The organism is Actinomyces capricornis, assembly GCF_019974135.1.
GTDB classification, from domain to species: Bacteria; Actinomycetota; Actinomycetes; order Actinomycetales; family Actinomycetaceae; genus Actinomyces; species Actinomyces capricornis.
In genome coordinates, this window is record NZ_AP025017.1 from 125,971 (window position 1) to 151,827 (window position 25,857).

The 25,857-nt window shown below is 73.5% G+C and carries 23 protein-coding genes; 1 reads left to right on the forward strand and 22 read right to left on the reverse strand.

What is annotated here, in order from left to right; genetic code table 11:
* From MANAM107_RS00520 to MANAM107_RS00625, 22 genes are all read right to left on the reverse strand, one after another.
* The gene (locus MANAM107_RS00520) at positions 1–594 is read right to left on the reverse strand and encodes a GNAT family N-acetyltransferase (RefSeq protein ID WP_179899775.1); all 594 of its coding nucleotides are present in this window, start codon (positions 592–594) and stop codon (positions 1–3) included.
* A 9-nt stretch (positions 595–603) separates the two neighbouring features.
* A complete protein-coding gene (locus MANAM107_RS00525; RefSeq protein ID WP_223909758.1) occupies positions 604–1,521 on the reverse strand; it encodes an RluA family pseudouridine synthase in 918 nt (305 codons plus the stop codon).
* Entirely contained in the window at positions 1,518–2,396 is an 879-nt protein-coding gene (gene lspA, locus MANAM107_RS00530; protein ID WP_223909762.1) for a signal peptidase II, read from the reverse strand. Before lspA ends, MANAM107_RS00525 begins: the two co-directional genes overlap by 4 nt.
* A gap of 169 nt (positions 2,397–2,565) precedes the next feature.
* Entirely contained in the window at positions 2,566–3,171 is a 606-nt protein-coding gene (locus MANAM107_RS00535; protein WP_179899783.1) for a DivIVA domain-containing protein, read from the reverse strand.
* Between the two features lie 160 nt (positions 3,172–3,331).
* Positions 3,332–3,628, reverse strand: coding sequence for a YggT family protein (locus MANAM107_RS00540; RefSeq protein ID WP_179899778.1), 297 nt, complete (start codon positions 3,626–3,628; stop codon positions 3,332–3,334).
* A 10-nt stretch (positions 3,629–3,638) separates the two neighbouring features.
* Positions 3,639–4,094: a cell division protein SepF gene (locus MANAM107_RS00545; RefSeq protein WP_179899779.1), complete on the reverse strand. Its 456-nt coding sequence runs from the start codon at positions 4,092–4,094 to the stop codon at positions 3,639–3,641.
* A gap of 262 nt (positions 4,095–4,356) precedes the next feature.
* Positions 4,357–5,139 carry a purine nucleoside phosphorylase YfiH/LACC1 family protein gene (locus MANAM107_RS00550; protein ID WP_223909765.1) on the reverse strand — a complete coding sequence of 261 codons (783 nt, stop codon included), beginning with the start codon at positions 5,137–5,139 and terminating at the stop codon, positions 4,357–4,359.
* An 8-nt stretch (positions 5,140–5,147) separates the two neighbouring features.
* Positions 5,148–6,431: a cell division protein FtsZ gene (gene ftsZ, locus MANAM107_RS00555; protein WP_179899781.1), complete on the reverse strand. Its 1,284-nt coding sequence runs from the start codon at positions 6,429–6,431 to the stop codon at positions 5,148–5,150.
* A gap of 233 nt (positions 6,432–6,664) precedes the next feature.
* Positions 6,665–8,056 carry a cell division protein FtsQ/DivIB gene (locus MANAM107_RS00560; protein WP_223909768.1) on the reverse strand — a complete coding sequence of 464 codons (1,392 nt, stop codon included), beginning with the start codon at positions 8,054–8,056 and terminating at the stop codon, positions 6,665–6,667.
* Positions 8,053–9,522, reverse strand: a complete 1,470-nt coding sequence (gene murC, locus MANAM107_RS00565; protein WP_263421938.1) for a UDP-N-acetylmuramate--L-alanine ligase — start codon at positions 9,520–9,522, stop codon at positions 8,053–8,055. Before murC ends, MANAM107_RS00560 begins: the two co-directional genes overlap by 4 nt.
* 199 nt (positions 9,523–9,721) lie before the next feature.
* Positions 9,722–10,906: an undecaprenyldiphospho-muramoylpentapeptide beta-N-acetylglucosaminyltransferase gene (gene murG / locus MANAM107_RS00570; protein WP_223912634.1), complete on the reverse strand. Its 1,185-nt coding sequence runs from the start codon at positions 10,904–10,906 to the stop codon at positions 9,722–9,724.
* Positions 10,907–11,030: 124 nt separating this feature from the next.
* Complete coding sequence (locus MANAM107_RS00575) at positions 11,031–12,347, reverse strand: FtsW/RodA/SpoVE family cell cycle protein (protein WP_223909773.1); 1,317 nt, start codon at positions 12,345–12,347, stop codon at positions 11,031–11,033.
* Positions 12,344–13,876 carry a UDP-N-acetylmuramoyl-L-alanine--D-glutamate ligase gene (gene murD, locus MANAM107_RS00580; protein WP_223912638.1) on the reverse strand — a complete coding sequence of 511 codons (1,533 nt, stop codon included), beginning with the start codon at positions 13,874–13,876 and terminating at the stop codon, positions 12,344–12,346. The genes MANAM107_RS00575 and murD overlap by 4 nt, the downstream gene beginning before the upstream one ends.
* A gap of 127 nt (positions 13,877–14,003) precedes the next feature.
* On the reverse strand, positions 14,004–15,092 hold the full coding sequence (gene mraY / locus MANAM107_RS00585) for a phospho-N-acetylmuramoyl-pentapeptide-transferase (RefSeq protein WP_179900147.1): 1,089 nt from the start codon (positions 15,090–15,092) through the stop codon (positions 14,004–14,006).
* Positions 15,089–16,567 carry a UDP-N-acetylmuramoyl-tripeptide--D-alanyl-D-alanine ligase gene (locus tag MANAM107_RS00590; protein ID WP_223909776.1) on the reverse strand — a complete coding sequence of 493 codons (1,479 nt, stop codon included), beginning with the start codon at positions 16,565–16,567 and terminating at the stop codon, positions 15,089–15,091. The genes mraY and MANAM107_RS00590 overlap by 4 nt, the downstream gene beginning before the upstream one ends.
* Positions 16,552–18,138 (reverse strand): UDP-N-acetylmuramoyl-L-alanyl-D-glutamate--2,6-diaminopimelate ligase, encoded by a 1,587-nt coding sequence (locus MANAM107_RS00595; RefSeq protein WP_223909779.1) that lies wholly within the window; start codon positions 18,136–18,138, stop codon positions 16,552–16,554. The genes MANAM107_RS00590 and MANAM107_RS00595 overlap by 16 nt, the downstream gene beginning before the upstream one ends.
* 157 nt (positions 18,139–18,295) lie before the next feature.
* A complete protein-coding gene (locus tag MANAM107_RS00600; protein ID WP_223909781.1) occupies positions 18,296–20,080 on the reverse strand; it encodes a peptidoglycan D,D-transpeptidase FtsI family protein in 1,785 nt (594 codons plus the stop codon).
* 6 nt (positions 20,081–20,086) lie between these two features.
* Positions 20,087–20,551 (reverse strand): cell division protein FtsL, encoded by a 465-nt coding sequence (gene ftsL, locus MANAM107_RS00605; RefSeq protein WP_179900151.1) that lies wholly within the window; start codon positions 20,549–20,551, stop codon positions 20,087–20,089.
* Entirely contained in the window at positions 20,548–21,696 is a 1,149-nt protein-coding gene (gene rsmH, locus MANAM107_RS00610) for a 16S rRNA (cytosine(1402)-N(4))-methyltransferase RsmH (protein WP_223909788.1), read from the reverse strand. The genes ftsL and rsmH overlap by 4 nt, the downstream gene beginning before the upstream one ends.
* Positions 21,697–21,973: 277 nt before the next feature.
* Positions 21,974–22,405: a division/cell wall cluster transcriptional repressor MraZ gene (gene mraZ / locus MANAM107_RS00615; protein ID WP_179900153.1), complete on the reverse strand. Its 432-nt coding sequence runs from the start codon at positions 22,403–22,405 to the stop codon at positions 21,974–21,976.
* Between the two features lie 405 nt (positions 22,406–22,810).
* The gene (locus tag MANAM107_RS00620; RefSeq protein ID WP_179900154.1) at positions 22,811–23,224 is read right to left on the reverse strand and encodes an SCO2097 family morphological protein; all 414 of its coding nucleotides are present in this window, start codon (positions 23,222–23,224) and stop codon (positions 22,811–22,813) included.
* A 191-nt stretch (positions 23,225–23,415) separates the two neighbouring features.
* On the reverse strand, positions 23,416–24,645 hold the full coding sequence (locus tag MANAM107_RS00625) for a DNA polymerase IV (RefSeq protein WP_223909793.1): 1,230 nt from the start codon (positions 24,643–24,645) through the stop codon (positions 23,416–23,418).
* A 340-nt stretch (positions 24,646–24,985) separates the two neighbouring features.
* Between MANAM107_RS00625 and MANAM107_RS00630 the strand changes: the two genes are divergently transcribed.
* A complete protein-coding gene (locus MANAM107_RS00630; protein ID WP_373314060.1) occupies positions 24,986–25,828 on the forward strand; it encodes a spermidine synthase in 843 nt (280 codons plus the stop codon).
* The last annotated feature ends 29 nt before the right edge of the window (positions 25,829–25,857 follow it).

Genomic DNA, 25,857 nt, shown 5'->3' on the forward strand with positions numbered 1-25,857 from the left:
CTAGCGGGAGGCGCGCGTGAGGGTGCGGGCCATGTCCTGGTGAGGGATGCCGGCATCCATGTAGCGCTCACCGCTGACGGCCCGGTAGCCGCAGCGCTCGTAGAAGCCCATGGCCTGCTCCTGGGCCGAGAGCACCACCCGCACTCCCGAGCCGTGGCGCGCCAGGGCCTCGGCCTCGATGGCGGCCACCATGCTCGCCCCCAGCCCGGTGCCCCGCGCGATGAGGCGCACCGCCAGGCGGCCCAGGTGGACCTCGCCGGGATGGGCCGGATCGCTCAGCAGCCTGCCCGCTGCCAGCGGCGTGCCGTCGGCGCCGCGGGCCAGGACGTGCACGGTCGTGGCCTCCTCATCGCGCGCGTCGATCTCCAGGATGACGGGGACCTGCTGCTCGACGACGAAGACCTCCAGCCGGACATCGGCCACCCCCCGGCGCACTGCCTCGGCCCGGGCCGAGGCCTCATCACCCCCGGCGGTCTCGAAGGAGATCGGCTCGACCACTGCGCGGGCCGGCTCGATCCGCAGCGCGGGACCGCCGCCGGGCTCAACGGGGGATACGGGCTCGCACGGGCGTGGGGGCTGGGGTGCGGTCGTCACTGCTCCTCCTCAGGCGCGCAGGGTCTCCAGGGCGTGGACGAGATCGTCGGGGTACTCCGAGGAGAAGACCATCTCCTCCCCCGTGATCGGGTGGGCCAGGCCCAGGTGACGGGCGTGGAGCCACTGGCGGACCAGGCCGGTGCGCTGCGCCATGGCCGGATCGGCCCCGTAGGTCTCGTCGCCCACGCAGGGGTGGCCCACGGCGGACATATGGACGCGGATCTGGTGGGTGCGCCCGGTCTCCAGGCGCACCCGCGCCAGGCAGGCGCCAGGCATGGCCTCGATGACGTCGTAGTGGGTGATCGATTCCCGGCCCCCATTGATGATCGCCATCTTCCACTCCCTGCTGGGGTGGCGGCCGATTGGTGCATCAATGGTGCCCGAGGAGGGGTCCAGGTGGCCCTGGACCAGGGCGTGGTAGGTCTTGTCCACCCGGTGCTCGCGGAAGGCCCGCTTGAGCACCGAGTAGGCCCGCTCCCCCTTGGCCACAATCATGGCCCCCGAGGTGCCCACATCCAGGCGCGAGACGATGCCCTGGCGCTCGGCGGCCCCGGAGGTGGCCACGCGGATGCGCATCGCCGCCAGCGCACCCAGGACGTCGGGACCGTCCCATCCCATGGAGGGGTGGGCGGCGATACCGGCGGGCTTGTCGACGACGACGATGTCCTCGTCCTCGTAGATCAGCCCCATGCCCTCCACGGGTGTGGGAACGGGCTCGGCGGGGCGGGGGTCTGGCAGGTCGACCTCCAGCAGGTCGCCCTCGACGAGGCGCTCGGACTTGCCCAGGACCAGCCCACCGCGGCGCACCGCCCCGTCCTGGCACATCTCCCCGATCCGGGTGCGCGACAGGCCCGTCATGCGGGCCAGGGCGGCGTCGACTCGCTCGCCCACCAGGCCCTCGGGCACCGGCAGCAGGCGCAGGCTCACCGCTGCGTCCCCTGTCCGGGCTCGCCCGGGGCCGACGGCGCCGCCTGTGGCCGCCGCTCGGCTCCCGTGGGCTGCGCCCCCTTCTGCTCCTGCCCGTCCCGCGGAGCCTGATGGTCCTGCTGGGCCTCATCGGTGCCGCGCAGGCGGGCCCGGCGCCGCGGGCCCAGGGTGCTGAGATCGGGCTCCTGGGCCTGATCCCCCTCACGGCCGGTGGAGCGGGTGCCGTCCATCTCCCATCCGCCCAGGGACAGCACGATGATCGTTCCCGCCGCCGCCACGATGGCGATGTCCGCGACATTGCCCACGAAGTAGCCGGCGTAGTCGATGAAGTCGATGACATGGCCCCGCAGGAAGCCCGGGGAGCGCACGAGGCGGTCGATGAGGTTGCCCACGGCTCCGCCCAGGACCAGTCCCAGCGCCACCGCCCAGGCGCGAGAGGCCAGGCGCTGTGAGACGCGGATGACCACCACGGTCACGATGATCGCGATGAGGGAGAAGACCCAGGTCTGCCCCGAGGCGATGGAGAAGGCCGCACCGGGATTGCGCACCAGGGTCAGGCCCAGGACCCGCCCCAGCAGGGCCACCCGGTGACCGGCCTCCAGGGAGGCCAGTGCCCAGACCTTGGTGACCTGGTCAAGGAGCACCACCACAAGGGCCACGGCCCACAGCAGTGCCAGCGGCAGGCGGCTCGCGCCGGCGGCGGGCCGGTGGTCCTGGGCGGTGGAGGAGCCCTCCGGCGAGGGCTCCCGGGGGACGTCGGCCTCCACGGCCTGCGTGGCCTGCGTGGTCCGCACGGGCCTGAGCCGCAGAACGCGGCCGCCGTCCTCGGCGTCGGCGGGGGATCCCGGGTCCTGGGATGCGGAGTGTTCGTGCATGGGTCCTTCTCCGGACGGACGTCCTGGTGTGGTCCTCGTAGGAGGAGCGGGATGAGGGCCGTGCGCCCATGCATCGAGGGCGGCGCCCGGCTGGGGCGCCGCCCTCGGGGGCACGGTGCGGGTGGGGGCCGCAGCGGCAGGTCCGTCTGCTGCCGTAGCCCCGGGAGTGCTACAGACCCGCGGTTGCGTTCTCGCTGCCGTCCTCCACATTGGTCAGGAGGTTCTGCAGGTAGCTCTTGAGGCGGGTGCGGTAGTCGGACTCGAAGCGGCGCAGCTCGTCGATCTTGTGCTCCAGGCCGGAGCGCTCCTTCTCGAGCTGGGCCAGGGTGCGGTTGCGCTGGTCCTCGGCCTCGCGGACGATCTGCTCACCGGTGGAGCGGGCCTCGGTGACGATCCGCTCGCCCTCGGCCTTGCCGTTGGCCACGTGCTCGTCGTGCAGGCGCTGGGCCAGCTCGAGCATGCCGGACGCGGCCGCAGGGCCCTGGGCGCCGTCGCCACCGGCCAGGGAGGGCACGGCCATGGCGGGCTCGGCGGGAGCCGCAACGGGAGAGACCGGCGCCGCGGCGGGCACCGCACCACCCTCGCCGAGCTCGGCGATACGGCGGTTGGCGGCCTCCAGCTTGGCCTTGAGGTCAGCGTTCTCAGCCTCCAGCTGACGCATGGCCTCGACCACCTCGTCGAGGAACTCGTCGACCTCGTCCTGCTCGTAGCCCTCACGGAACTTGGTCGCCTGGAACTTCTTGTTGAGGACGTCGTCTGCTGTCAGCAGCGTCATGGTCGTCACCTCGGTGTCGTTACGGAAAAGGTCACGAGCACCGGGCTCCCGGTCACTCATGCGGACAGAGTACCTGAACTCGAGGTCCAGGCCACATCAAGCGCGGTATCTCACGTTGATATGAGGACAGCACACTAGCGGCTCTGAGCCGCCCCCGTCATCAGAACAGGAGTGCGAGCAGGCGCTGAACGATCATGATCCCCAGGATGAGGACCAGGAAACTCAGGTCGATCCCGAGTCCGCCCATACGCACCATGGGCAGCACCCTGCGGATCCACCTCAGCGGCGGATCGGTCAGGGCGTAGATGAGATTCGCCACGACCAGGACGGCGCCGGTGGGCCGCCACTGGCGGGCGAAGAGCTGGACCCAGTCGAGCACCACCCTGATGAGGAGTACCAGGACGTACAAGCTCAGGACGCTGGAGAGGATCCGGGCGAGGAGGGCAGGGATGATCACGGGGCGGGGCTCAGCTCTGGTTGAAGAAGCGGCCCCGCAACTCGGCGGCCTCGCCGCCGTCGATCTCCACGCTGACGGGGGTCAGCAGGAAGACCCGCGGCGTGACGCGCTCGATGGCCCCGTGCAGGCCGAAGACCAGCCCGGCGGAGAAGTCCACCATGCGGCGGGCGTCGGACTCGCTCATCCCGGTGAGGTTGACGATGACGGGCACGCCGTCGCGGAAGGCCTCGCCGATGATGCGGGCCTCGTTGTAGGTCGAGGGGTGCACCGTGACGATGCGGCGCAGGTCGGGAGCGATCTGCGCCTCGGGCTCGGGGCTGGCGTAGTCGTGGAAGTCGTTGTCGACGAACTCCTCGGCCTCCGGCGCGGCGTAGCCGGTGTCGGCCTGCTCGTACTCGTCCTCGTAGGTCTCCTCCGCCGGCTCGGAGTAGCCGAGGAAGTTGCTCATACTGCGCAGCGCGCCCATGATTCGCTCCTTGTTCCGTCCGGTCCCCTGCGTTCCGGATGTGAGCCGACGGTATCGGCCTGCGACAACTGCGCGACGGACCTCTTCCCGGCGTGTCACCCTCCCCCAGGTTCCAGAAAGGTCACGTCCAGGTTGCTTTCATTTCTTAGCGCTTAGTGGCCGCCGCACCATTCCCGGCGGCCCTGACCGGCATTGTGCCCCGCATTTGTCCCGCTCTCACAGGCGACGCCCGGACATGCCCGGCGCAGGCCCGAAGGCGGGGCTATCGCGCCGCGAGGGCCACCGCGGCATGCCGGCCCGTCACCCCATCGCGCCGATAGGAGAAGAAACGCGGGTCCTCCATGGTGCACCAGCCGCCGACCTGGAGGTGGGTCACCCCGGCGCGCTCGAGCTGGGCCAGGACGCCGGCGGCCACATCCAGACCCGGTGTTCCCCAGCGCGTCTGTGAGGCACACGCCGGTTCGCGCTGCGCGGACTCATCGAGCATCTGCTCGGGAACCTCGTAGCAGGAGCCGCAGATGCTCGGGCCCACGGCCGCCCACAGGTCCACGGGCCGCACCCCCGCCTGGACCATGGCCTGGACCGCGGCGGTCACGACGCCGTCGAGCATGCCCCGGCGCCCCGCGTGCACGGCGCACACGGTGGCGCCGTCACGGGAGGCCAGCAGCAGGGGGACGCAGTCGGCGACCATGACGCAGACCCCGGCCGGCGCCCCGGGACCGGCTCGCAGCAGCAGGGCGTCGGCCGTAGGGGTGGCGCCCGTGGCCGCCTGCGCCACCACGGCGGAGTGGACCTGGTTCATCCAGGCCAGGCGGCGGCCCTCACCCAGTCCCAGGGCCCGCTCCAGCCCGCGGCGGTGGGCCTCGACCCGCTGGGGGTCGTCGCCCACGTGCTGGGCCAGGTTCCATCCCGCGTAGGGGCCGGGCTGCTGCGCATCCGTGCCGGGATGCGCCTGGGCCCCGGCGCCGCGGGTGGTGAAGTACCCGCGGGTGCCGGGGCCCAGGTCGGCCTCCAGGAGGCCTCCGCCTCCGTGGGTCAGGCTCATGGCCCGCCTCAGCGCAGGAAGTCGGGCAGGTCGATCCCGTCGTCCTCGGCGTCCACGCCGATGACCTGGGGGACCTCGAAGCCCGAGGGGGCGCTGTGCGCGCTGTGGATGCCGTAGGTGGCGCTGTGCGCGGCCGGCTCCTCCACACGGGAGGGCACCTCCCCGGTGAGGGCCTCGGCGGCCGAGACCTCCGACAGACGCGCGGGCTCGGGCCGGGTCACCGGGTTCTCGGCCGCGTGGGCGCCGCGGGAGGGGGCGCTGGCCGGGGGCAGGTCCTCCACGGTGGAGGGCACCGGGGGCACGCGCGTGTGGCGGGCGGCGGGCTCGCGGACGCTGACCGGCTCGGCGTCGAAGCCCGCGGCGATGACGGTCACGCGCACCTCGTCGCCCAGGGCCCCGTCCACGACGTTGCCCACGATGATGTTGGCCTCGGGGTGGACGGCCTCGCGCACGAGGTTGGCGGCCTCGTTCATCTCGAACAGGCCCAGGTCGGAGCCGCCCTGGAAGAAGAGCAGCACGCCGTGGGCGCCGTCGATGGAGGTCTCCAGCAGCGGGGAGGCGATGGCCTCCTCGGTGGCGGCGATCGCGCGGCCGTCGCCGGTGGCCGAGCCGATGCCCATGAGGGCGCTGCCGGCGCCCTGCATGACGGACTTGACGTCGTTGAAGTCGACGTTGATGAGGCCCGGGGTGGTGATGAGCTCGGTGATGCCCTGGACGCCCTGGAGGAGCACCTGGTCGGCCTGCTTGAAGGCGTCGACCACGGAGATGTTCTTGTCGGCGATCTGGAGGAGTCGGTCGTTGGGGATGACGATGAGGGTGTCGACCTCCTCCCGGAGCGCCTGGACGCCGTCCTCGGCCTGGGCCGAGCGGCGCCGCCCCTCGAAGGAGAAGGGGCGGGTGACCACGCCGATGGTCAGGGCGCCGATGGCCTTGGCCAGGCGCGCGACGACCGGGGCGGCACCGGTGCCGGTGCCGCCACCCTCACCGGCGGTGACGAAGACCATGTCCGAGCCCTCGAGGGCCTCGCTGATCTCCTCCTCGTGGTCCTCGGCGGCCTTGCGGCCGATGGCCGGGTCCGCGCCCGCGCCCAGCCCGCGGGTGAGGTCGCGGCCGACGTCGAGCTTGACATCCGCATCGGACATGAGCAGGGCCTGGGCGTCGGTGTTCACAGCAATGAACTCCACGCCCCGCAGGTCGGCCTCGATCATCCGGTTGACGGCATTGACGCCGCCGCCGCCGACGCCGACGACCTTGATCTCCGCCTGGTAGTGCTGTGTGTCGTCCACAGCCATGCTCTCCGCCACTGGCGTCCCCTCCGCGAGTTCGTCATGAGTCCCCAGGGACTCCCCTCAACCCTCAACCTCAAGTTGAGGTTCATACTTATGTCATTCTCCGAATGACAAGGTCAACGCTATGAGACGCACGGGCCTCGCCTGCGCATTGACACTCCGGCGTGTTCGCCCTTGACGGCCTGCGTCTGCGCCCCACACCGACGGCGCCCACCGCCGAGCACCGGCCACGGGGCTCACGGCGCCGGCGTCGCCGACTCCGAGGGCTCCTGGGGCGCCCCGTCCTGCGGTGGGGCCGCGGGCTCCTGCTGGTCCGGCACCGCGCCGGGCTCAGCGCCGGGCTCGACTCCGGGCTCAGCGCCCTCCGGGCCGGGATCGGCGGGCGTGGAGTCCGGCGCCTGCTCCGGGGAGGCCGGCTGGGCGCCGTCATCCGCCGTCCCTGCCGTGCCCGGGGCAGCCGGGCTCTGGGCCGCGGGCGTCTGGGAGGTCGTGGGCGACTTGGAGGACACGTCGTAGACCGCGGCGGGCGTCTGGAGCAGGACGGTCAGGACCTTGGACTTGCGCGCATTGTCCTTGCTCTCCCCCCACACGACGGTGGCGCCGTCGCTCAGGGTCAGGGTCACCTGCCCCGTGGTGGTGGCCGAGCCGCTGACGACGCGGGCCAGCACCTGGGGGTCCAGGGCCCCGGCCACCTCGGCGACGGCGGAGACCTGCGCGGCGCTGAGCTCCCCGCCGGTGCCGGCCTGCCCCGGGCCCTGCCCCTCGGCGACGATCGTCACCAGGCCCTGGGGGGCCTCGGGCGCGACCTCCAGGACCACGGCCTGATCATCGAGGACCTCCACGCCCGCATCGGTGTGGCGGGCGGCCACCGGGACCCTCATGCTCAGCTCGACACTCAGCCCATGGGGCCAGGAGCGGGTTACCTGGGCCGAGCGGACCCGCACCAGGCCGTCCCCGACCTTCTCGGAGAGCTCGGCCATGTCCAGGCGCAGCAGGGAGCGCCCCTCATAGGGGGCCAGGATCTGGCGCACCTGACTGTCCTGGACGCTGCCATCCGATCCCGTGACCCCGATGCCGGCGGTGCGCAGCGCCAGCAGGGGGGAGAACAGCAGCCCCCAGCCCAGGGCCGCCACCAGGGCCACCACCAGCAGGCAGGCCAGCACCCAGCGCATCCGCAGTCTCATCAGGGCACGGCGGCGCTCGGCCAGGCGGTCCGCCAGGCCGGTGGAGACCACGCGGTCGGCGCGGCCCTCACGGCGCAGCTCGATGGCGGGCCGCCGGCTGAAGACGGTCAGCTCCGAGGAGTGCTCCGTGCGTTCCTGGGGCCCCTCCTCGCGCTCCGGGCCCGTGGCCGGGTGCGAGCCCTTCTCGGGGCGGGTCGAGGAGCTGCCGGCACCGGCGCCCCCGCGGCCGGTGGACGCGTGGCCCCCTGAGCTCTGGGCGGCGGTGCGTCGGGGCCGCCCTCCGCGCGTGGGCGCGCCGGTCCCTCCCTGCGCGGATCGTGAGCCGGCCGCCCGCCGGCCGGCGCCCCCTCGCCGCCCGCCGGCGGAGGCCGGAGGCACGCTGGGGGGCAGCGGGTCCTCCTCCGGGGGGTCGGGCTGGCGCCTGGGGGCCCTGGGCTTCCTCATCGATCCTGCCGCTCCCCAGTCTCGGCGGCGCCCGCTGGGCGGGGCAGGCCCTGGGCCGGTCCGCCGGGCTCGCGCCGGGCCAGGGCCTGGAGCACCTCGGCGCCCAGCTCGGTGACATCCCCGGCGCCCACGGTGAGCACGAGGTCCCCGGGGCGGGCCAGGTCGGCGATGGTGCGGGCCGCCTCAAGGCGCTGGGGCACGAAGTGCACCCCCTGAGCACTCATGCGCCCGGTGATGGTCTGACCGGTGATCCCGGGGAAGTCGGCCTGAGCCTCGCGGGCGGGGTAGATGTCGGTGACCACGACCACCTCGGCGCCGCTGAGGGCCGTGGCGAAGCGGTCGGCGAAGGCCTGGGTGCGGGAGAACAGGTGGGGCTGGAAGAGCACGAGGATCCGCCCGCCCCTGCCCTGGGCGACCTGGCGGGCCGAGGACAGCAGGGCTTCGATCTCGGTGGGGTGGTGGGCGTAGTCGTCGATGACGAGCACGCCGTCGGCCTCGCCCCGCTGCTCGAAGCGGCGCCCGGTGCCGCCGAAGGCCCCCAGGGCTCGCGCCATGGCCTCGGGCTCGACGCCCAGCTCGATACCGGCCGCCCAGGCGCCGGCCGCGTCCAGGGCCACGTGGTCGGCCGGGACCGCCAGCTCCAGGGTCGCCTGCGCGACCTGCTGGGGCACGCCCTGCGGCTCCCACCGGCTCAGGGTCAGCACCGCCCGGGTCGAGGCCGCGCCGCGCTGGAGGATCTCCAGATGGACGTGCCCCTCCCCCACCGCTGCGCCTCCGGGCAGGTCCTGGGGGCGGTGGAAGGAGAAGGTGACCACCCGCAGGCCGTCCTGGGCGGCGCGCCGGGCCAGCCGCAGCGAGCCGGCGTCCTGGGCGCAGGCCACGAGCAGGCCACCGGGCCGCAGCCGGTGGGCGAAGTCGACGAAGGCCTGCTCGAAGGCCTCGGTGGTGCCGTAGTTGTCCAGGTGGTCGGGCTCGACATTGGTGACGATCTCGACTCGGGGGCTGTAGTTCAGGAAGGAGCGGTCGGACTCGTCCGCCTCGGCCACGAAGGCGCTGCCGCCGCCCAGATGCGCCCCGGTCCCCAGGGCGCGCACCGTGCCGCCGATGGCGAAGGAGGGGTCCTGCCCGGCGACCCTGAGGGCCTGGGCGAGCATGCCCGAGGTGGTGGTCTTGCCGTGGGCCCCGGCCACCGCCACGAAGTCGAGGCCCTGGGCGGCCAGGGCCAGGGCCTGGGAGCGGTGGATGACCTCCTGGCCGCGCCGGCGGGCGACGACCAGCTCGGGGTTGTCCTGCCGGATCGCGGTGGAGACCACGACGGTGGCCTCGGGCGGCACCTGGTGGGCCTCGTGCCCCCGGTGGACCGGCAGGCCGAGGCCGGCCAGGCGCTCGAAGGCCGGGCCCCCGACGGCGTCGGAGCCCGAGACCCGCGCGCCGCGGGCCTCGAGCAGCTGGGCGACCACGCTCATCCCCGCCCCACCCACACCGATGAGGTGGAAGGCGCGGCCCGCCAGTGCCCGGGCCGGCTCGGCACCCGGGCCTGAGGCCGCCCGGGCTGGCGCTGCGGGGGCCGGGGCCTCATCCTGGGCCCGCTCCGGTGCGGGGGCCTGCGGGTGGTCGTGGGTCGGGCTCATCGGTGCTCCTGTGGGCGCTGTGCGGGTGTCGTTGTCATCGCTCATCCTCCTGGTCCGGCTCGGGCTGCCGGCCGGCGCACTGGCGGATGAGGGCGCCCAGGCGGGCGGCGGCGTCCTGCACGCCCGTGGCCGCAGCCGCCCGGGCCATGGACTGCTGCTCCTGGGGATCAGTGATGAGGGCGGTGAAGTCCAGGACGTCGCCGCCCTCCAGCTCGGCGTCCAGCACCATGCGCCCACCACCGGCGGCCAGGACATCGGCGGCGTTGAGCCGCTGCTCGCCGTTGCCGATGGGCAGGGGAACGTACAGGGCGGGCAGGCCCAGGGCGGTCAGCTCGGCCACGGTGCCCGCCCCGGAGCGGCACAGCACGCCGTCGGCGCAGGCGTAGGCCTGCTCCATGGCGGTGAGGTAGTCCAGGATGTGGTAGCGCTCGGCCAGGTCCGCCGGCGCCCCGGCCTCGATGGCGGCGCTCAGGGCCGCGCGCACGGGGGCGTCCTTGTCCCGCCCGGTGAGGTGGAGGACCTGGAGAGCGGCAGGCAGGCGGTCGAGCACCGAGCCCAGGACCTCGTTGAGGCGCTGGGCCCCGAGCGACCCCCCGGTGACCAGGAGGGTGGGCCGCTCGGGGTCCAGCCCCAGGGCGGCAGCCCCCTCCTGCCGGGCGCGCCGGGCCCCGGCCGGGGTGGAGCGGGCCCGGACCAGGGCGGCGATGTCGGGGCGCAGGGGCAGGCCGGTGACCTCGGTGCGGCCCTTGGAGGCGGTCAGGCGGGTGGAGGGGAAGGTCAGGGCCACCGCCTTGGCCCAGGAGGCGCCCAACCGGTTGGCCAGCCCCGGGCGGGCGTTCTGCTCATGGATGACCACCGGCACCCCGGCCTTGCGGGCGGCCAGGTAGGCGGGGGTCGAGACATAGCCGCCGAAGCCCACGACGACGTCGGCCTGGACCGCCTCGATGGCCTCGGTCGCCGCGCTGATGGCCCGCCCCAGGCGCTGGGGCAGGCGCAGCAGGTCGCCGCTGGGGCGGCGGGGCAGCGGCACGCGCGGCACATGCGCCAGCTCGTGGCCCGCCTCGGGCACCAGGCGCTGCTCCAGGCCCTCGGCCGTTCCCAGCACGAGGATCTGCGTTTCGGGATCCCCGCCCGCATCCGGGTCGCGCAGGATCGCGGCGGTGGCCAGCAGGGGGTTGATATGCCCGGCGGTACCGCCACCGGCCAGGAGCACGCGCAGCGGCGCACCGGCGGTGGCGGGCGGCTGCTGCCCGCTGGGCGCCGGATCCGGGCTCTGGGCGGCCTCGTGGCTGCCGGGGCCCGCCGGCGCGGGACCGCCCGGGGTGGCGGGGTGGTCGGGGGTCTCAGGCACGGTTCCTCCTTGGGACGATGACCGCCAGGGTGCGGCGCAGGGCGCCGGGGCTGGAGGTCAGCGCCTCCTGGGCCCCCGGCTCGTGGCGTGCGAAGGCCAGCAGGACGCCCACGGCCAGCAGCACGGAGACCAGGGCGGTACCACCGCGGCTGATCAGGGGCAGGGGCACGCCCAGGACGGGCAGGATCCCGGTGACCACCATCATATTGATGAGGGCCTGGCCCACGATCCACGCACCGATGGCCGAGGTGGTGGCGATGACGTGGGTCTGGGTGTGGCGGCGCATGAGGCGCAGGCAGCAGGCGCCGATGGCGGCGAACAGGGCGATGACCACCAGGGCGCCGATAAGGCCGAACTCCTCGCCCAGGACGGCGAAGATGTAGTCGGAGTCGGCCTGGGTGAGGTAGCCCCACTTCTGGCGCGAGGAGCCGGGGCCCACGCCGAACCAGCCCCCGGTGCCCAGGGCCCAGCGCGCATGCATGGGCTGGTAGCCCACCCCGGTGGGGTCGGCGGCCTCGGGGTGGAGCCAGGCGATGATGCGGGCTCGCCGGTTGGACGAGAGCATCGAGGCACCCAGGAAGCCCAGGACGCCCAGGACGCCCAGGCCCGCGAACCAGCCCGGGCGCAGGCCGCCCACCCACAGGGCCCCGGCCACGATGAGCACGAGGATGATGACCGTGCCCAGGTCCTGGCCCGCCAGGACGGTAACGATCGCCAGGCACACCGCGCCCCAGCCCACGGTGTAGGCGGCACCTCGGCGCCCCGCCGCATACCAGGTGATGAGGGTGCCCAGCACCAGGGCCAGGGCCAGCTTGATGAACTCCGAGGGCTGGGCGGTGCCGATGCCCGGGATGAGGATCCAGTTGCGGTTGCCGTAGACATTGACCCCGATGGGGGTGAAGACGAGAGCCTGGAGGGCCAGGCTGGCCACCAGCAGCACCCAGGCCATGCGGGGGAACCACCGCAGGGGCATGCGCGAGACGGCCAGCATCCCCAGCACCCCCACCACGGCGAAGCCGAGGTACTTGGCGAAGTCGGTGAACGCGTTGCCGCCGGTGGCCGCCACGACGACGGACTGCACCGAGAAGACCATGATGAGCCCCAGGGTCAGCAGCAGCAGCGTGGACAGCAGCAGCACGTAGTAGGTCAGGGTGGCCGGCTCGGTGCTGCGGCGCGCCTGCGCGGCCTCCTGGGCCGTCGAGGCCTCCGGGCGGCGGGCCAGATGCGGCAGGCGCCAGCGCGACCGGCGCCGGGAGCCGTCGCCGCCCGCCTCCTGGCCCCTGAGCCCCATGACTGCCGGCGTCCTCACGCCTCCTGCCCCCCGCCGGCCCCGGGGACCTGCGCTGTCCTCTGCTCCGCCCGCTGGGCCGCGGCACGGGCGGCCTCGGCGAACAGGTCGCCGCGCTGGGCGTAGGAGGAGAACTGGTCCCAGGAGGCGCAGGCCGGGGCGAGCAGCACGGTGTCGCCGGGGCGGGCCATCGCCGCGGCGGCACGCACGGCCGCCTCCATGAGGGCCTGAGGCTCGGCGTCGGCGATGGTGGTCACGGGCAGGCCGGGGGCCTGGGCCTCCAGCGCCGCCAGGGCCTGGCTCTGGTCCTTGCCGATGACGACGGCGCCGCGCAGGCGTGAGCGCACGGCCCCGACGAGCTCGTGGAGGCTGGCGCCCTTGGTGTCGCCTCCCACGATCCACACCCCGCGGCCCTCGGGCAGGGCGCTGAGGGCCGCCTGGGCCGCATGGGGGTTGGTGGCCTTGGAGTCGTTGACCCAGGTCACTCCCCCGCCCTGGGCGGCGGTGGCGCTGCGGTGGGCGCCCGGGGTGAAGGCCCGCAGGCCCTGGGCCACCGCCTGGGCGTGGACGCCGGCGGCCCGAGCCAGAGCCGCTGCGGCCAGGGCGTCGGCCAGGAGGTGGGCGGGCAGATCCTCGGCCCGGCCCGTGGGCGCCAGGTGGGCCAGGTCGGCGGTGGTGGCCAGCTCGACGCCGTGATCGGCGCGCCGGTCGTGGAAGGCGCGGTCGACCAGGAGGTCCTCGACCATGCCCACCTGCCCCAGGCCGGGCACGCCCAGGGTGAAGCCGACGGCGCGGCAGCCCTCGACCACATCGGCGTCGCGGACCATCCGCTCGGTGGCCGCATCGGCGGTGCTGTAGACCGCCGCGCGGCGCGTGCCCTGGTAGATGCGCGCCTTGTCGGCGGCGTAGGCCTCCATGCCTCCGTGCCAGTCGAGGTGGTCGGCGGCCAGGTTGAGGCAGGCCGAGGCCAGGGGCGAGAGGCTGTGGGTGGTGTGCAGCTGGAAGCTGGAGAGCTCCACGGCCAGCGCCTGGGCGCCCCCGGACAGGACGGCCTCGATGACGGGGGTGCCGATATTGCCCACGGCCGGGGCTCGCAGCCCCGCGGCCTGAAGGATCTGCGCGAGCATGGTCACCGTCGTGGTCTTGCCGTCGGTGCCGGTCAGGGTCAGCCAGGGCGCCTGGCCGGAGGCCGCGGACCCCTGGAGCCTCCAGGCGAGCTCGACCTCGCTCCAGGTCTCCAGGCCCAGGCCCGCGGCCCGGGTGAGGACCGGGCCGGTGGCGGGCACCCCCGGGGAGACGATGAGCAGTCCCAGGTCGGCCTCCTCCAGGGCGCCGGCGATCTCCTCGGCGGTACCGGCGGTGGCCCTGGCCACGGGCCGGGTGAGGGCATCGAGGCCGGCGGCGCGGGTGTCGAAGGCGTGGACCCGGGCGCCCAGGGTCTCCAGCGCCTCGATGACGGCCTGACCGGTGCGCCCCAGCCCGACGACGCCGACCCTGGCACCCCGGAGCTGGTCGGCCAGGCCCGGGCGGGCCGGGGCGGCGGCGCCCATGGCGGGCACTGGCTCCTCGTTACTGCTCACGGTTGTGGCTCACGCTCCTGGTCGGGGACGGTGGGTCCGCTCTTCCACTGCTCTTGTGGTCTCGGTGGGCGCCGTGCGCGCCCGGGCCGCCGCAGCCTCAGGCCACGAGGTACTCGGCGTAGAACAGGCCCAGGCCCACAATGACGCACAGGCCCGCGATGATCCAGAAGCGGATCACCACATTGACCTCGCTCCATCCTCCCAGTTCGAAGTGGTGATGGAGGGGAGCCATGCGGAAGACACGCTTACCTGTGATCTTGAACGAGCCGATCTGGATGACATCGCTGAGGACCTCGGCCAGGAACAGCCCGCCCAGGATGACGGCGAGGAACTCGGTGCGGGTCAGGATCGACAGGCCCGCCAGGGCCCCGCCCAGGGCCAGGGAGCCGGTGTCGCCCATGAAGATCTTGGCCGGGGAGGCGTTCCACCACAGGAAGCCGAAGCAGGCCCCCATGAGGGCCACCGAGATCATGGCCAGGTCCCGGGGGTCGCGCACCTGGTAGCAGGTGGTGGCCACCACCTCGGAGTGGCCGTAGAGGCAGGACTGGTTGATCTGCCAGACCCCGATGAGGGTGTAGGCGCCGAAGACCATGGCGCTGGCCCCGGCCGCCAGACCGTCCAGGCCGTCGGTGAGGTTGACGGCATTGGACCAGGCGGTGATGAGGAAGTTGGCCCAGATGATGAACAGGACCAGTCCCACCGCCGCCCCCGCGAAGGCCAGGTCGATGCTGGAGTCGCGGGCGAAGGACAGCCTGGTGGAGGCGGGGGTCAGCCCGTTGCGATCGGCGTAGTTGAGGGCCAGGACGGAGAAGAGGATGCCGATGAAGGCCTGGCCGGCGATCTTCTGCCAGGCGCGCAGTCCCAGGGATCGCTGCTTGGAGATCTTGGAGAAGTCGTCGAGGAATCCGATGAGGGCCAGCCCCACCACCAGCAGGAGCAGGAGGACCCCCGAGGCGCCCGGGACGCGCTGCTGGCTGAGGTTGGCCACTGCGTAGCCCAGGACCGTGGAGGCGATGATGACCACACCGCCCATGGTGGGCGTGCCGCGCTTGGTGAAGTGTCCCTGGGGACCGTCCTGGCGGATGAACTGCCCGTACTCCCTGACCTGGAGGTAGCGGATGAGCAGTGGTGTGCCCAGGAGTGTGCCGACGAGTCCGATCACGCCGGAGATGAGGATGGCAGTCATCGGGGGCGAGCCTCCTTGAGGTGGTCGGCCAGCCGCCAGGCGCCTGAGCCGTTGGATCCCTTGACCAGGACGGCATCGCCGTCCTGGAGCAGCGTACCGATCTGGTCGATGGCGGTGGCCGCGTCGGGGAAGGCGAGTGTCCGGGTCCCCAGGGCGCCGGCGGCCTTGAGGGCGGGGGCGGTGCCCTCGCCGATGCCGATGAGCAGGGCGGCTCCGGCCTGGTGGGCGAGCTCGCCGGTGCGGCGGTGGTCGGCCTGTGAGCTCTCCCCCAGCTCCAGCATCTCCGAGACGACGACGACGCGGCGCCGCTGGGCAGCCAGGTCGGGCAGGGCGGCCAGGGCGGCGGTCATGGAGTCGATATTGGCGTTGTAGGAGTCATCGATGAGGAGCAGGTCCCCGCCCAGGGTCTGGATATCCATGCGGTGGGGGCTCTCAATGCTCACCGCTGCGAGCTGCTCGGCGATGAGGTCTGCGGGCACGCCCGCGGACAGTGCCAGCCCGGCGGCTGCCAGGGCATTGGAGACGTTGTGCTCCCCGGCCACGGCCAGGGTGACGCGGCGGGGGCCCTCCAGGCCGGGCAGGATCAGGTCGAAGGAGGCGCGGGCCCCCCGGCCGAGCTCGACCCCCTGGGCGCGGATGTCGGCCGGGCCCTGGCGGGAGAAGGTGAGCACCTCTCCCGGGGCGCGATCGGCCAGGGCGGCGGTACGCGGGTCGTCGGCGTTGAGCAGGGCGGTGCCATGGGGCTCCAGCCCGTCGAGGATCTCGGCCTTGGCCTGGGCCACGCCCTCGATGGAGCCGAAGCCGCCCATATGGGCGTGGCCGATCATGAGGATGGCGGCGGCGTCCAGGGGCGCGATGTCGGTGAGGTAGGCGATGTGGCCGGGGCCGGAGGCGCCCATCTCCAGGACCAGGTAGCGGGTGGACTCATCGGCCTCCAGGACGGTCAGCGGCAGGCCGATCTCGTTGTTGAAGCTGGCGCGGGGCGCCACGGTGGGGCCGGCTGCCGCCAGGAGCTGGCGGGTGAGGTCCTTGGTGGTGGTCTTGCCCACCGAGCCGGTCATGGCCACCACGCTCAGGTCGCTGCCACGGTCCCTGGCGGCGGCCCGCAGCCGGGCCAGATGGGTGCGGGCCAGCGCCCCCAGGGCCTCGACGGTGTCGCTGACCAGGATCAGGCCCAGGGGCGGCTCGTCCCCGGCCCGGGACTCCTGGGAATCCGGGGAGTCCTGGCCTGCCAGCCCCTGGCGGGCCGCATCCAGGTCACTGACCAGTGCGCCCACGGCGCCCAGGGCGGCCGCGGAGGCCAGGTGGGCGTGGCCATCGGTGCGCTCCCCGGCCACGGCCACGAACAGGGAGCCCGGGGCGGCCTGGCGCGAGTCGGTGACGACGGGGCCCTCCAGGGGCGCGTCAGGGCCGATGAGGGTGCCGCCGACGGCCTGGGCGGCCTGGCTGAGGGTGCGGATCATGCCCGACCCCACTTCGCCTCGACGGCCTGGGCCATGACGGGGGCGTCGTTGTAGCGGATGAACTCCCCGGCAGCCTCCAGGAAGGGCTCATGGCCCTTGCCGGTGACGATGACGGTGTCCTGGGGGCCGCACAGCTCCACACCGCGGCGCACGGCGTCGCCCCGCCAGGTGGTGATCTCCTCGACGTCCTCCATCGTGGGGCGCACCTGGCGCACCCCCTCCAGGATGGCGTCGCGGATGAGCTGGGGGTCCTCACTGCGGGGGTTCTCGTCGGTGACCACCAGGACGTCGGCCAGCCTGGCGCAGACCTGGCCCAGCATGGGCCGCTTGCCCTGGTCGCGGTCCCCGTCGGAGCCGAAGACGACGATGAGGCGACCGGGGGTGATGGGCCGCACCGCCTGGAGGGCCAGCTCCATGGCGTCGGGGGTGTGGGCGAAGTCCACGATGCACAGCCCGCGGCCGTTCTCGCGGTTGTTGATGCGCTGCATGCGCCCGGGGATGTTGTGGGCGCCGGCCAGGGCGGTCACGGCGGTGTCGGCCGGGACGCCGGCGCGGATGGCCATCACCAGGGCCAGGGCGGCGTTCTGGACGTTGACCAGGCCGGGCAGCGGGCAGGAGGCGGCCAGCTCCTCGCCGTCGGGCCCGTGGAGGGTGAAGGTGGTGGCGGCGGCCTCCAGGGAGACCTCGGCGTCGTCGACCCACCAGTCGGCGGGGGTGGAGCCGGGGTAGGCGCGCAGGGTCTCGACGGGGATGGCGCTGGTCTCGGCCAGGCGCCGGCCCCACTGGTCGTCGACGCAGACCACGCCGCGGCGCGCGTGGGCGGGGGTGAACAGCTGGGCCTTGGCCTCCAGGTACTCCTCCATGGTGTGGTGGAAGTCCAGGTGGTCGCGCTGGAGGTTGGTGAAGCCGGCGACGTCGATCTCGGTGGCGTCCAGGCGGTGCAGGACGATGGCGTGGCTGGAGGCCTCCAGGCAGGCGGCTCCCACGCCCTCCTCCACGGCCATGGCCAGCAGTCGCTGGAGGACGGGGGCCTCCACGGTGGTGCGGGGCGACTCCACGGAGGTGGCGCCCACCCGCAGCTCGACGGTGCCGGCCACCATGGTCGCCCCGGTGTGGGCGCGCATGATCGCGTCGAGGAAGTAGGAGGTGGTGGTCTTGCCATTGGTTCCGGTCACCGCGGTGGTGATGAGGCGCCGCGAGGGGTGGTGGTAGACCTCGGCGGCCAGGGGGCCGGCGACCTGGCGCGGGTCGGGGCAGGTGAGCACCGCCACGCCGGGGCAGGTGCTGGCGACGATGGAGGCCCCCTCGGCGTCGGTGACCACTGCCACGGCGCCGGCCTCGACGGCCTGGGCGGCGTAGCGGGCGCCGTGCACGGTGAAGCCGGGCAGGGCCACGAAGATCTCGCCGGGGGCGACGTCGCCGGAGTCCATGCTCACACCGGTGACGGCGAGGTCCTCCAGGGCCGCCCCCTGGGCGGAGGGGTGGGGCGTCAGGGAGTGTGCTGCCGCCAGGGTGCTCAGGGCGACAGGAGCATTGTGCTGCGGCCGCAGTGCTGCTGCCGACTGGTAGGCCTGGTTGGTCATGGTTCCTCAATCTATCGCGGGCGCTGACTGTGGATCTCCCACAGGAGGGCTCCAGGGGCGGTTGGGCGCGTGCTGGTGATCACTGTCCTTTTCGGTATTCCATGGTCGGTGACGATGACGGCCGGCCGCGGTGGTGGCCGCCGGCCGTTGCCGCGCCTCAGAGTCCCTGCTCCTCCTCGGCCTGCCGGGCGGCGGCTGCCGCGATGACCGAGGGGTCCGGCGCGATGCCCATGGACTGCATGGCGGCCAGGGCGACCTCCCGGAAGACGGGGGCGGCCACGGTCCCGCCGTAGACGCCGTTGGGGCGGTAGATGATGACGGCGATGGCCAGGGCGGGGGCGCGCGCGGGCAGGAAGCCGACGAAGGAGGCCACGGTGCCGTCCTCGGTGAGGATCTCGGTGGTACCGGTCTTGCCGGCCACCAGGTAGCCGTCGATGGAGGCGGCCTCGGCGGTGCCCCCCTCCTGGGTGACGCCGATGAGCATCTCGGTCATGGTGGCGGCCGTGGCCTCGGTGACGACCCGCACGCCCTCGGGCTGCTCCTGGGGGGTGACTCGGCCCTCGGCGTCGATCCAGGCGTCCACGATGCGGGGGGCCACGCGCACGCCCTTGTTGGCGATGGCCGCCAGGGACTGGACGGCCTGGAGGGTGGTGGTGGCCAGGCCCTGGCCGAACATGGTGGTGTAGCGGGTGCGGTCGTCCCACTGGTCGGGGGTGGTGATGATGCCGGAGGACTCCGCGGGCATCTCGATGCCGGTGGCCGTGCCCCAGCCGAACCTCTCCATGTAGGAGTGGCGCACCTCATCGCTCAGGGTCTCGCCGACCTGGATGGTTCCCACATTGGAGGACTCGGCCAGCACCTGGGCGGTGGTGAGCACCTGGTCCTCGTGGTGGTGGGCGTCGTGGAAGGACTGCCCGTTGGCGGTGGTCCAGGTGTAGGGCACGCTCCAGGTGTCCTCGGGGGTGATGGTCCCCTCCTCGATGGCGGTGGCGAAGGTGACGACCTTGCCCACACTGCCGGGCTCGAAGACGGCCTGGACCGAGCGGGCGGCGCGGTTGTCCTCCGAGGAGGCCGCGGGGTCGGAGGGGTCCACGGAGTCGGAGTCGGCCAGGACGACGACCTTGCCGGTGTCGGGCTCCATGGCCACCACCGCGCCCCACAGGGCGCCCTCGGCGGCCACGACCTTGTCGATGGCGCCCTGGGCGATCGACTGCAGGTCGGGGTTGAGGGTGGTGCGCACCGTGGAGCCGGGGATGGCCTCGGTGTCCTCCTGCTCCCCGGTGGGGATGATGACGCCGGTGCGCCCGATCTCCTCGCTGCCCCGCCCGTCGGTGCCGGTGAGCAGCTCATCCTGGGTCAGCTCCAGTCCGGCGGCCCCGTGGAGCCGGCGGCCCTCGCCCTCGCTGGTGAAGCCCAGGACATTGCCGGCCACCCTCCCGGCGGGGTAGGTGCGGGTGGTGCGCTGGTCCGGCTCGATGCCCGGGATGCCCAGGGCCTTGATCTTGCGCCAGGTATCGGGGTTGACCCGCTCGGCGATGATCGTGTAGGTCGAGTCCCCCACCAGGGCCGCCCCCAGCTCCAGGCGGTCCAGGTCCAGGATGGGGGCGAGCTGGGCGGCCGCAGCCGCGGCGCCGTAGCCCACGACGACGTTGGCGGCCTGGCCGGCCTGCTCGGGCCGGTCCTCGGTGTGCTCGTACTGGGCGACCAGGACCTGGTTGACCCCGATGTCGTAGGTCACCGCCGAGGAGGCCAGGACGGTGCCGTCACGGCCGGTGATGTCGCCGCGCGGGGCGCGGTTGACCCAGGACACGGTGCGCTCGGCCTTGGCCTTGTCCGCCAGCTCGGGGCCGGCGACCACCTGGAGGTAGGTGGTGCGCACGGCGAGGATGCCGAAGAGCCCGGCACCCCCGAGCTGCAGCACCTGACGACGCGAGGGGTTCACGGGCGCCTACTCTGCCTGAGCGGCGGTGCCGTTGGTGAGCCGGTTGCCGTTGAGGTCCACCACTCCGGGGGCGCCGGCCGGGACCATGCCCAGCTCGGTGGCCTTGGCGGCCAGGGTGTCGGGGGCCGAGGCCTCCTGGACCTGCGTGCGCAGCGTCTCGACGTGGTCGTTCATGATGTTGACCTCGACCTGCACCTCCTTCATCCGGTAGGCGGTGGAGGCCATCTGGGCGTTGAGGAGCATGGAGGCCACCAGGGCCCCGGCCAGGATGATGATGTTCATCGCCAGGAAGGGCAGGGTGGAGCGCGCCGGGGCGGCCGCGCGGATGACGCGCAGGTTCGGCCGGGTGGCGGGCGCCTGGCTGCGGGCACGCGCGGTGGACGCGCCGGCCCCGGCCGCGGCGCTCCAGCTCGTCGCGGCGCGGCGGGCCCCGGCGGGCCGTGTGGCACGGGCAGTGGCGGTGGCGCTCATCGGTGTGCCCCTCCTGGGTTGCGTGTGTGTCGTTGGGCTCGTGGTGATCGTGGTGCTCGGCGCGGCTGGCGCGGCGAGTGGGGCCCCGGTGCGGGGCCGGTGGGCCGCTCCACCCCCAGTGCAGGGGCCCGGAGGGCCTCGCGGGTGCGCATGGCGGCGCGCAGGCGCACGCTGGCCGAGCGCGGATTGGACTCGATCTCCTGGGCGTCGGCCTTGATGGCGCCGTGGGTGAGGAGCTCGAGGTAGGGCTGGTCGGCCTCCGGGATGAGGGGAAGGCCCTCGGGGGCGCGCGAGGCGGCCCCGGCGGCCAGGACCTGCTTGACGATGCGGTCCTCCAGGGACTGGTAGGACTCCACCACCAGGCGCCCACCCACGCGCAGGGCGTCCAGCGCGCGGGGCAGGGCCCGCTGGAGGACGTCGAGCTCGGAGTTGACCGCGATGCGCAGGGCCTGGAAGGTGCGCTTGGCCGGGTGCCCCCCGCTGCGCCGGGCGGCGGCGGGCACCGATGCGCGCACCAGCTCGGCCAGCTCGGCGGTGCTGCCCACGGCCCGGCCCTCCTCGCGGCGGCGCACCAGGGCGGCGGCGATCCGCGGGGCGAAGCGCTCCTCGCCGTAGGTGCGCAGGATCCAGACCAGCTCCTCCTGACTGGCCTGCTCCAGCAGCTCCTGAGCGGTGGTGCCACTGCCCTGGTCCATGCGCATGTCCAGGGGTGCGGGCCGCGCATAGGAGAAGCCCCGCTCGACCTCGTCGAGCTGGAGGGAGGAGACGCCCAGGTCCATGAGGACCGCGTCCACACCCCCCGGGCCGCCATCGCGGGCCTGCCCGGCATGGCTCCAGGCGACCTCGTCGATGCGGTCGTAAGTGGTGTGCACGGCCTGGAAGCGCGGACCGAAGCGCGCCAGTCGCTCGGTGGCCAGGGCGATCGCCTGGGCATCGCGATCGATGCCGATGACGGTGAGGCGCTCGAAGCGCTCCAGGGCGGCCTCGGTGTGGCCGCCCATGCCCAGCGTGCCGTCGATCATCACCGGGGCCGGCACGTCCTGGAGGGCGGGGGCCAGGAGGTCCAGGCAGCGCTCGAGCAGCACGGGGGTGTGCCGCTGCGCCGCCCCCGGCGCTGCGCCCGGGGTACCTGCCCTCGCCGTCATGACCCTGCCTCCTTCCTGCGCGGTCCGGTTGCTGTCCGATTGCTGTCTGGTTGTTGCCTGGTTGCTGTCCGGTGGTGCCGGCGGGCCCCGATTCCCGTCTGCGCCGACACTGAACCCACGAAGGGTTCAGGGAGGGCCGAGGGGTGGGGCGGCGTCGGGGATCCGCACCGCCAGGACTCCTCCCGTGGTTCCGGCGCCGGGGAAGAGGCGTCGGACTCGGCATCGGGCGGAGACCTCACGAGGCGGGTCGCCGATAGCTGGCTGTCTCGGTTGTGTCTCAGAAGAAGCCGGGGATGATCTCCTCGGCGGTTTCGGCGAAGACCTGCTCCTGAGCGGTCAGGTAGTCGCTCCATGCGGTGGCGTCCCAGATCTCCACGCGGGCACCGGCGCCGATGACCGCGAGGTCGCGGGTCAGGCCGGCGTAGGCCCTCAGCGGAGCGGGCAGCGTGATGCGGCCCTGCTTGTCCGGGATCTGCGAGTCGGCGCCCGAGAGCATGACGCGGATGTAGTCGCGCGCCTGCTTCTGCGCCAGGGGCGCCTCACGCAGCTGGGCGTACATGCGCTCGAACTCGGCAGTGGTGAAGGCGTACAGGCAGTGCTCCTGACCCCGGGTCAGGACGATTCCGCCTGCCAGCTCCTCACGGAACTTGGCCGGGAGGATGAGACGGCCTTTCTCATCCAGCTTCGGGGCATGCGTGCCCAGGAACATCGGGCACCTCCTTCCCCTCGGCTACCCGTGCGCCCCACCTTACTCCACTTTCCTCCCCTTTATCCCTAGCGTGCCCCGCGGCGGGATCACAACTGCATCTCTGCTCCCCGCCGTTGCAAGGGATTCTCGGGGTGGTGTGAAGTGGAGGAGCCTGGCGGCCACGGCGTGGTGCACCCTCCCACCCCACCTCCGCTTCCAGGCCTCAGACAGGGCCGTTGCAGGTGCAGCACAGGAATGGGGTGCGGTGGGCCGATGCCGGGCACTGGCATCGGCCGCGCGGATCCGGGCGGGGTGGGAGGTGGAGCGCGGTGGCGGGCATCGAAGGACGACGATCCCGCCGTCGGAGGATGCGACGGCGGGATCGGGTGGAGCGGCTGCGGTGGAGGAGTGTGGAGGGGCGGGGGATCAGCCCTGGGAATCGCGGCGCCGGTCCCAGCGCTCGGACTGGCGGTCCATGAAGGAGGAGCCCGAGGCCCGAGGGCCGGAGGGCCGCTTGGGCCCCCGGCGGGGCGAGGAGGAGCCCGGGTCCTTGGGCCCACTGCTGACGCGGGTCAGCGCCAGGCTCACCCCCCAGACCGCGACGGCGAAGCCCGCGACCCCCAGCAGGATCGAGACCAGACCGTGACCTACGGAGACTCCCCCGACCAGGAGGCTCAGGCCCACCAGGACCAGGGCCACCCCGGCGCCGACATGGCGGGGGGAGGGGCGCGACAGGCGGCGCTCGTCGCGCTCAAGGGTGTCGGCCAGGGCGGGATCCTCCTGATGCAGCTGGGATTCCAGGTCACGTAGAACCTGCTGCTCTCGCTCTGACAGTGCCATGGTGCTCCTCATTTTCTGTGAGCCGTACGCGGGCTCCTGCCCGGTGCGCTCCGGGCGGTCGGCGACGGCCGTCCGGGCTCAGGGACCCTCCTTCAACAATAGGCGTTATGCGCCCCGGGGGAAAACCTGGCCCTGCACTTCCCAGGGGCTCGGGCGGCGCCTGCTCCCAGCGGCCCACCGGGTCAGGGGGCTCACCCGGAGGGCGGGCGGGGCCTGCCCAGCAGACTGGCCGGGGCCAGTGCCTGCCGGCCCCAGCGCCGGCGCACCTCGTCGGCGGCCCGCTCAGGCGCCCCGCGGCGGGGATCGTCGTCCAGGAGGAGCTGGACGCCGTCGTCCCCACGGGACAGTCCCTCCACCCGCACCCCCAGGAGCCGGAAGCCTCCCCCGGGAGTGGGCAGGGCCTCGAACAGGGCGCTGACGGTCTGCCAGATGTCGCGCGCCAGGTCGGTGGGGACCGACAGGGTGCGCGAGCGGGTGACCGTGGTGAAGTCGGCGCCGCGGGCCTTGAGGACGACCACCCGGCAGCGCAGGTCGCCGGCGCGCAGGCGGGCGGCGCACTGGTGGGTCTGGTCCAGAAGGATCGTGCGGGCATGTTCGCGGTCGGTCAGCGTGGTGTAGAAGGTGGACTCCGTGCCCACCGACTTCTCCTCGCGCCCGGGGCTGACCGGGCGCGGGTCGATGCCGTGGGCCAGGTCGTGCAGGTGCCTGCCCGCGGCGGCCCCCAGGATCCGCTCCAGGCGGCGCACATCGGTGGCGGCCAGGGTGCGCACGTCGGTGATGCCCCAGCGGGCCAGCCGCTCGGCGCTGCGGGCCCCCACCCCCCACAGGGCCTCCACGGGCAGGATGTTGAGGAAGTCCTGGGTGGCCTGGGCGGGGATGAGCAGGACGCCGTCGGGCTTGGCGTGGGCCGAGGCGAGCTTGGCGACGAACTTGGTCGAGGCGATCCCCACCGAGGCGGGGACCCCGATGCGCTGGCGCACCTGGGCCCGGATCCACGCGGCGATCCGGAGAGGACTGCCCATGCGCCTCCTGGAGCCGCTGACATCCAGGAAGGCCTCGTCGACGCTGAGCCGCTCGACCAGGGGCGTGACCTCGTCCAGGACCGCCATGATGCGGGCCGAGACCTGGGAGTAGAGGCGGTGGCGCACGGGTAGGACGACGGCCTGCGGGCAGCGCCGGGTGGCCTCGGCCATGGACATGGCCGAGGCCACGCCGTAGGCGCGGGCCTCATAGGAGGCGGCCGAGACCACGCCGCGCCCGTCCTGGCCGCCGACGATCACCGGTCGCCCGGCCAGCTCGGGGTGCTCCAGGAGCTCGACGGAGGCGAAGAAGGCATCCATGTCCACATGGAGGATGGGGGTGGCCGAGTCGTCCTGGCCCCAGGAGCGCCGCGCCGCCTGGGAGCGCGGGGCCCGGCTCATGGCACTCCCCCGCCCCGAGGCCCCATGGTCCCCCCGATCCCCCTGGTCCCACCGCATTGGGGGCGCAGCAGGCGGGCACCGGCCCAGCCGTTGGGCGGGGTCGATGCCATCACTACCGGCGCGGCCGACATGGGCCCGCGCATTGCCGGGATCGCCGGGATCAACACTGCTGCCAGGGACCTGCTCCTCACACTCACATCGCTGCGCGGCCGACGGCGGCCCCCGTCCTGAGGCTGCCGGCTGGGGATGGCACGGGCTGCCTGCGGGGGCCGGGGCCACGTCCAGGCTAACGTGCTCCTGTGACAACTGAGGCGACATCAGGGCGGGGGGGGGCCGTGGCATGAGCAGGTCGGGCCGCGGCGCGCGGCGCTCCTCGGGCCGATCCGCGGCCTCCTCCCCCACCGGCGCTTCCCTGGCCCATCTGCCGGTCGGGCCGGTGCCCACCTCCCTGGCCACCGCCGAGCTGCTGCAGCGCGAGGACGGAATCCTCCTGCTGCTCGACGGCACCGAGTCCTCCTACCTGGACCTGCGCGACCCGGCGCGCCTGGACTTCGAGTACCACCAGCAGATGGATGCTGTCGCCGAGGTGCTGCTGGGCCGGGGCACCCCGGTGCGCGCCCTGCACCTGGGCGGCGCCGGCTGCGCGCTGGCCCGGGCCTGGGACCGCACCCGCCCCGGCTCGACCCAGCTGGCGGTGGAGATCGATGAGGCCCTGGCCCGCTATGCGCGCCAGTGGTTCGACCTGCCGCGCTCACCGCGCCTGCGCATCCGGGTGGGCGACGCCGCCCAGGTGCTGCCCGAGCTGAGGCCCGGCCAGTGGGATGTGGTGGTGCGCGATGTCTTCACCCGGGCGGCGGTCCCGGGCTCGTGCCGTGACGAGGCCTTCCTGACCGCCTGCCTGAGGGCCCTGCGCCCTGGCGGGATCGCGCTGATCAACACCGTCTCGCCTCCCCGCGTGGAGCTGGGGGCCGAGCTGGGCCTGCTGCGCGGGATCTTCGGCGGGCTGCTGATCGTGGCGGACCCGCCGGTGGCCCGGGGCGCCAGGCCCGGCAACCTGGTGCTGGTCTGCCGGCGCGAGCCCTTCACCCCCGAGCAGCGCCAGGAGCTCGAGCGGGCTGTGCGCCGCCTGCCGCTGCCGGTGCGCACCTGGTCGCCCCAGGACCGCGCCCTGCCCCGAGGGTGAGGCCTTGCGGGCCCCGGAGCCCGCACCAT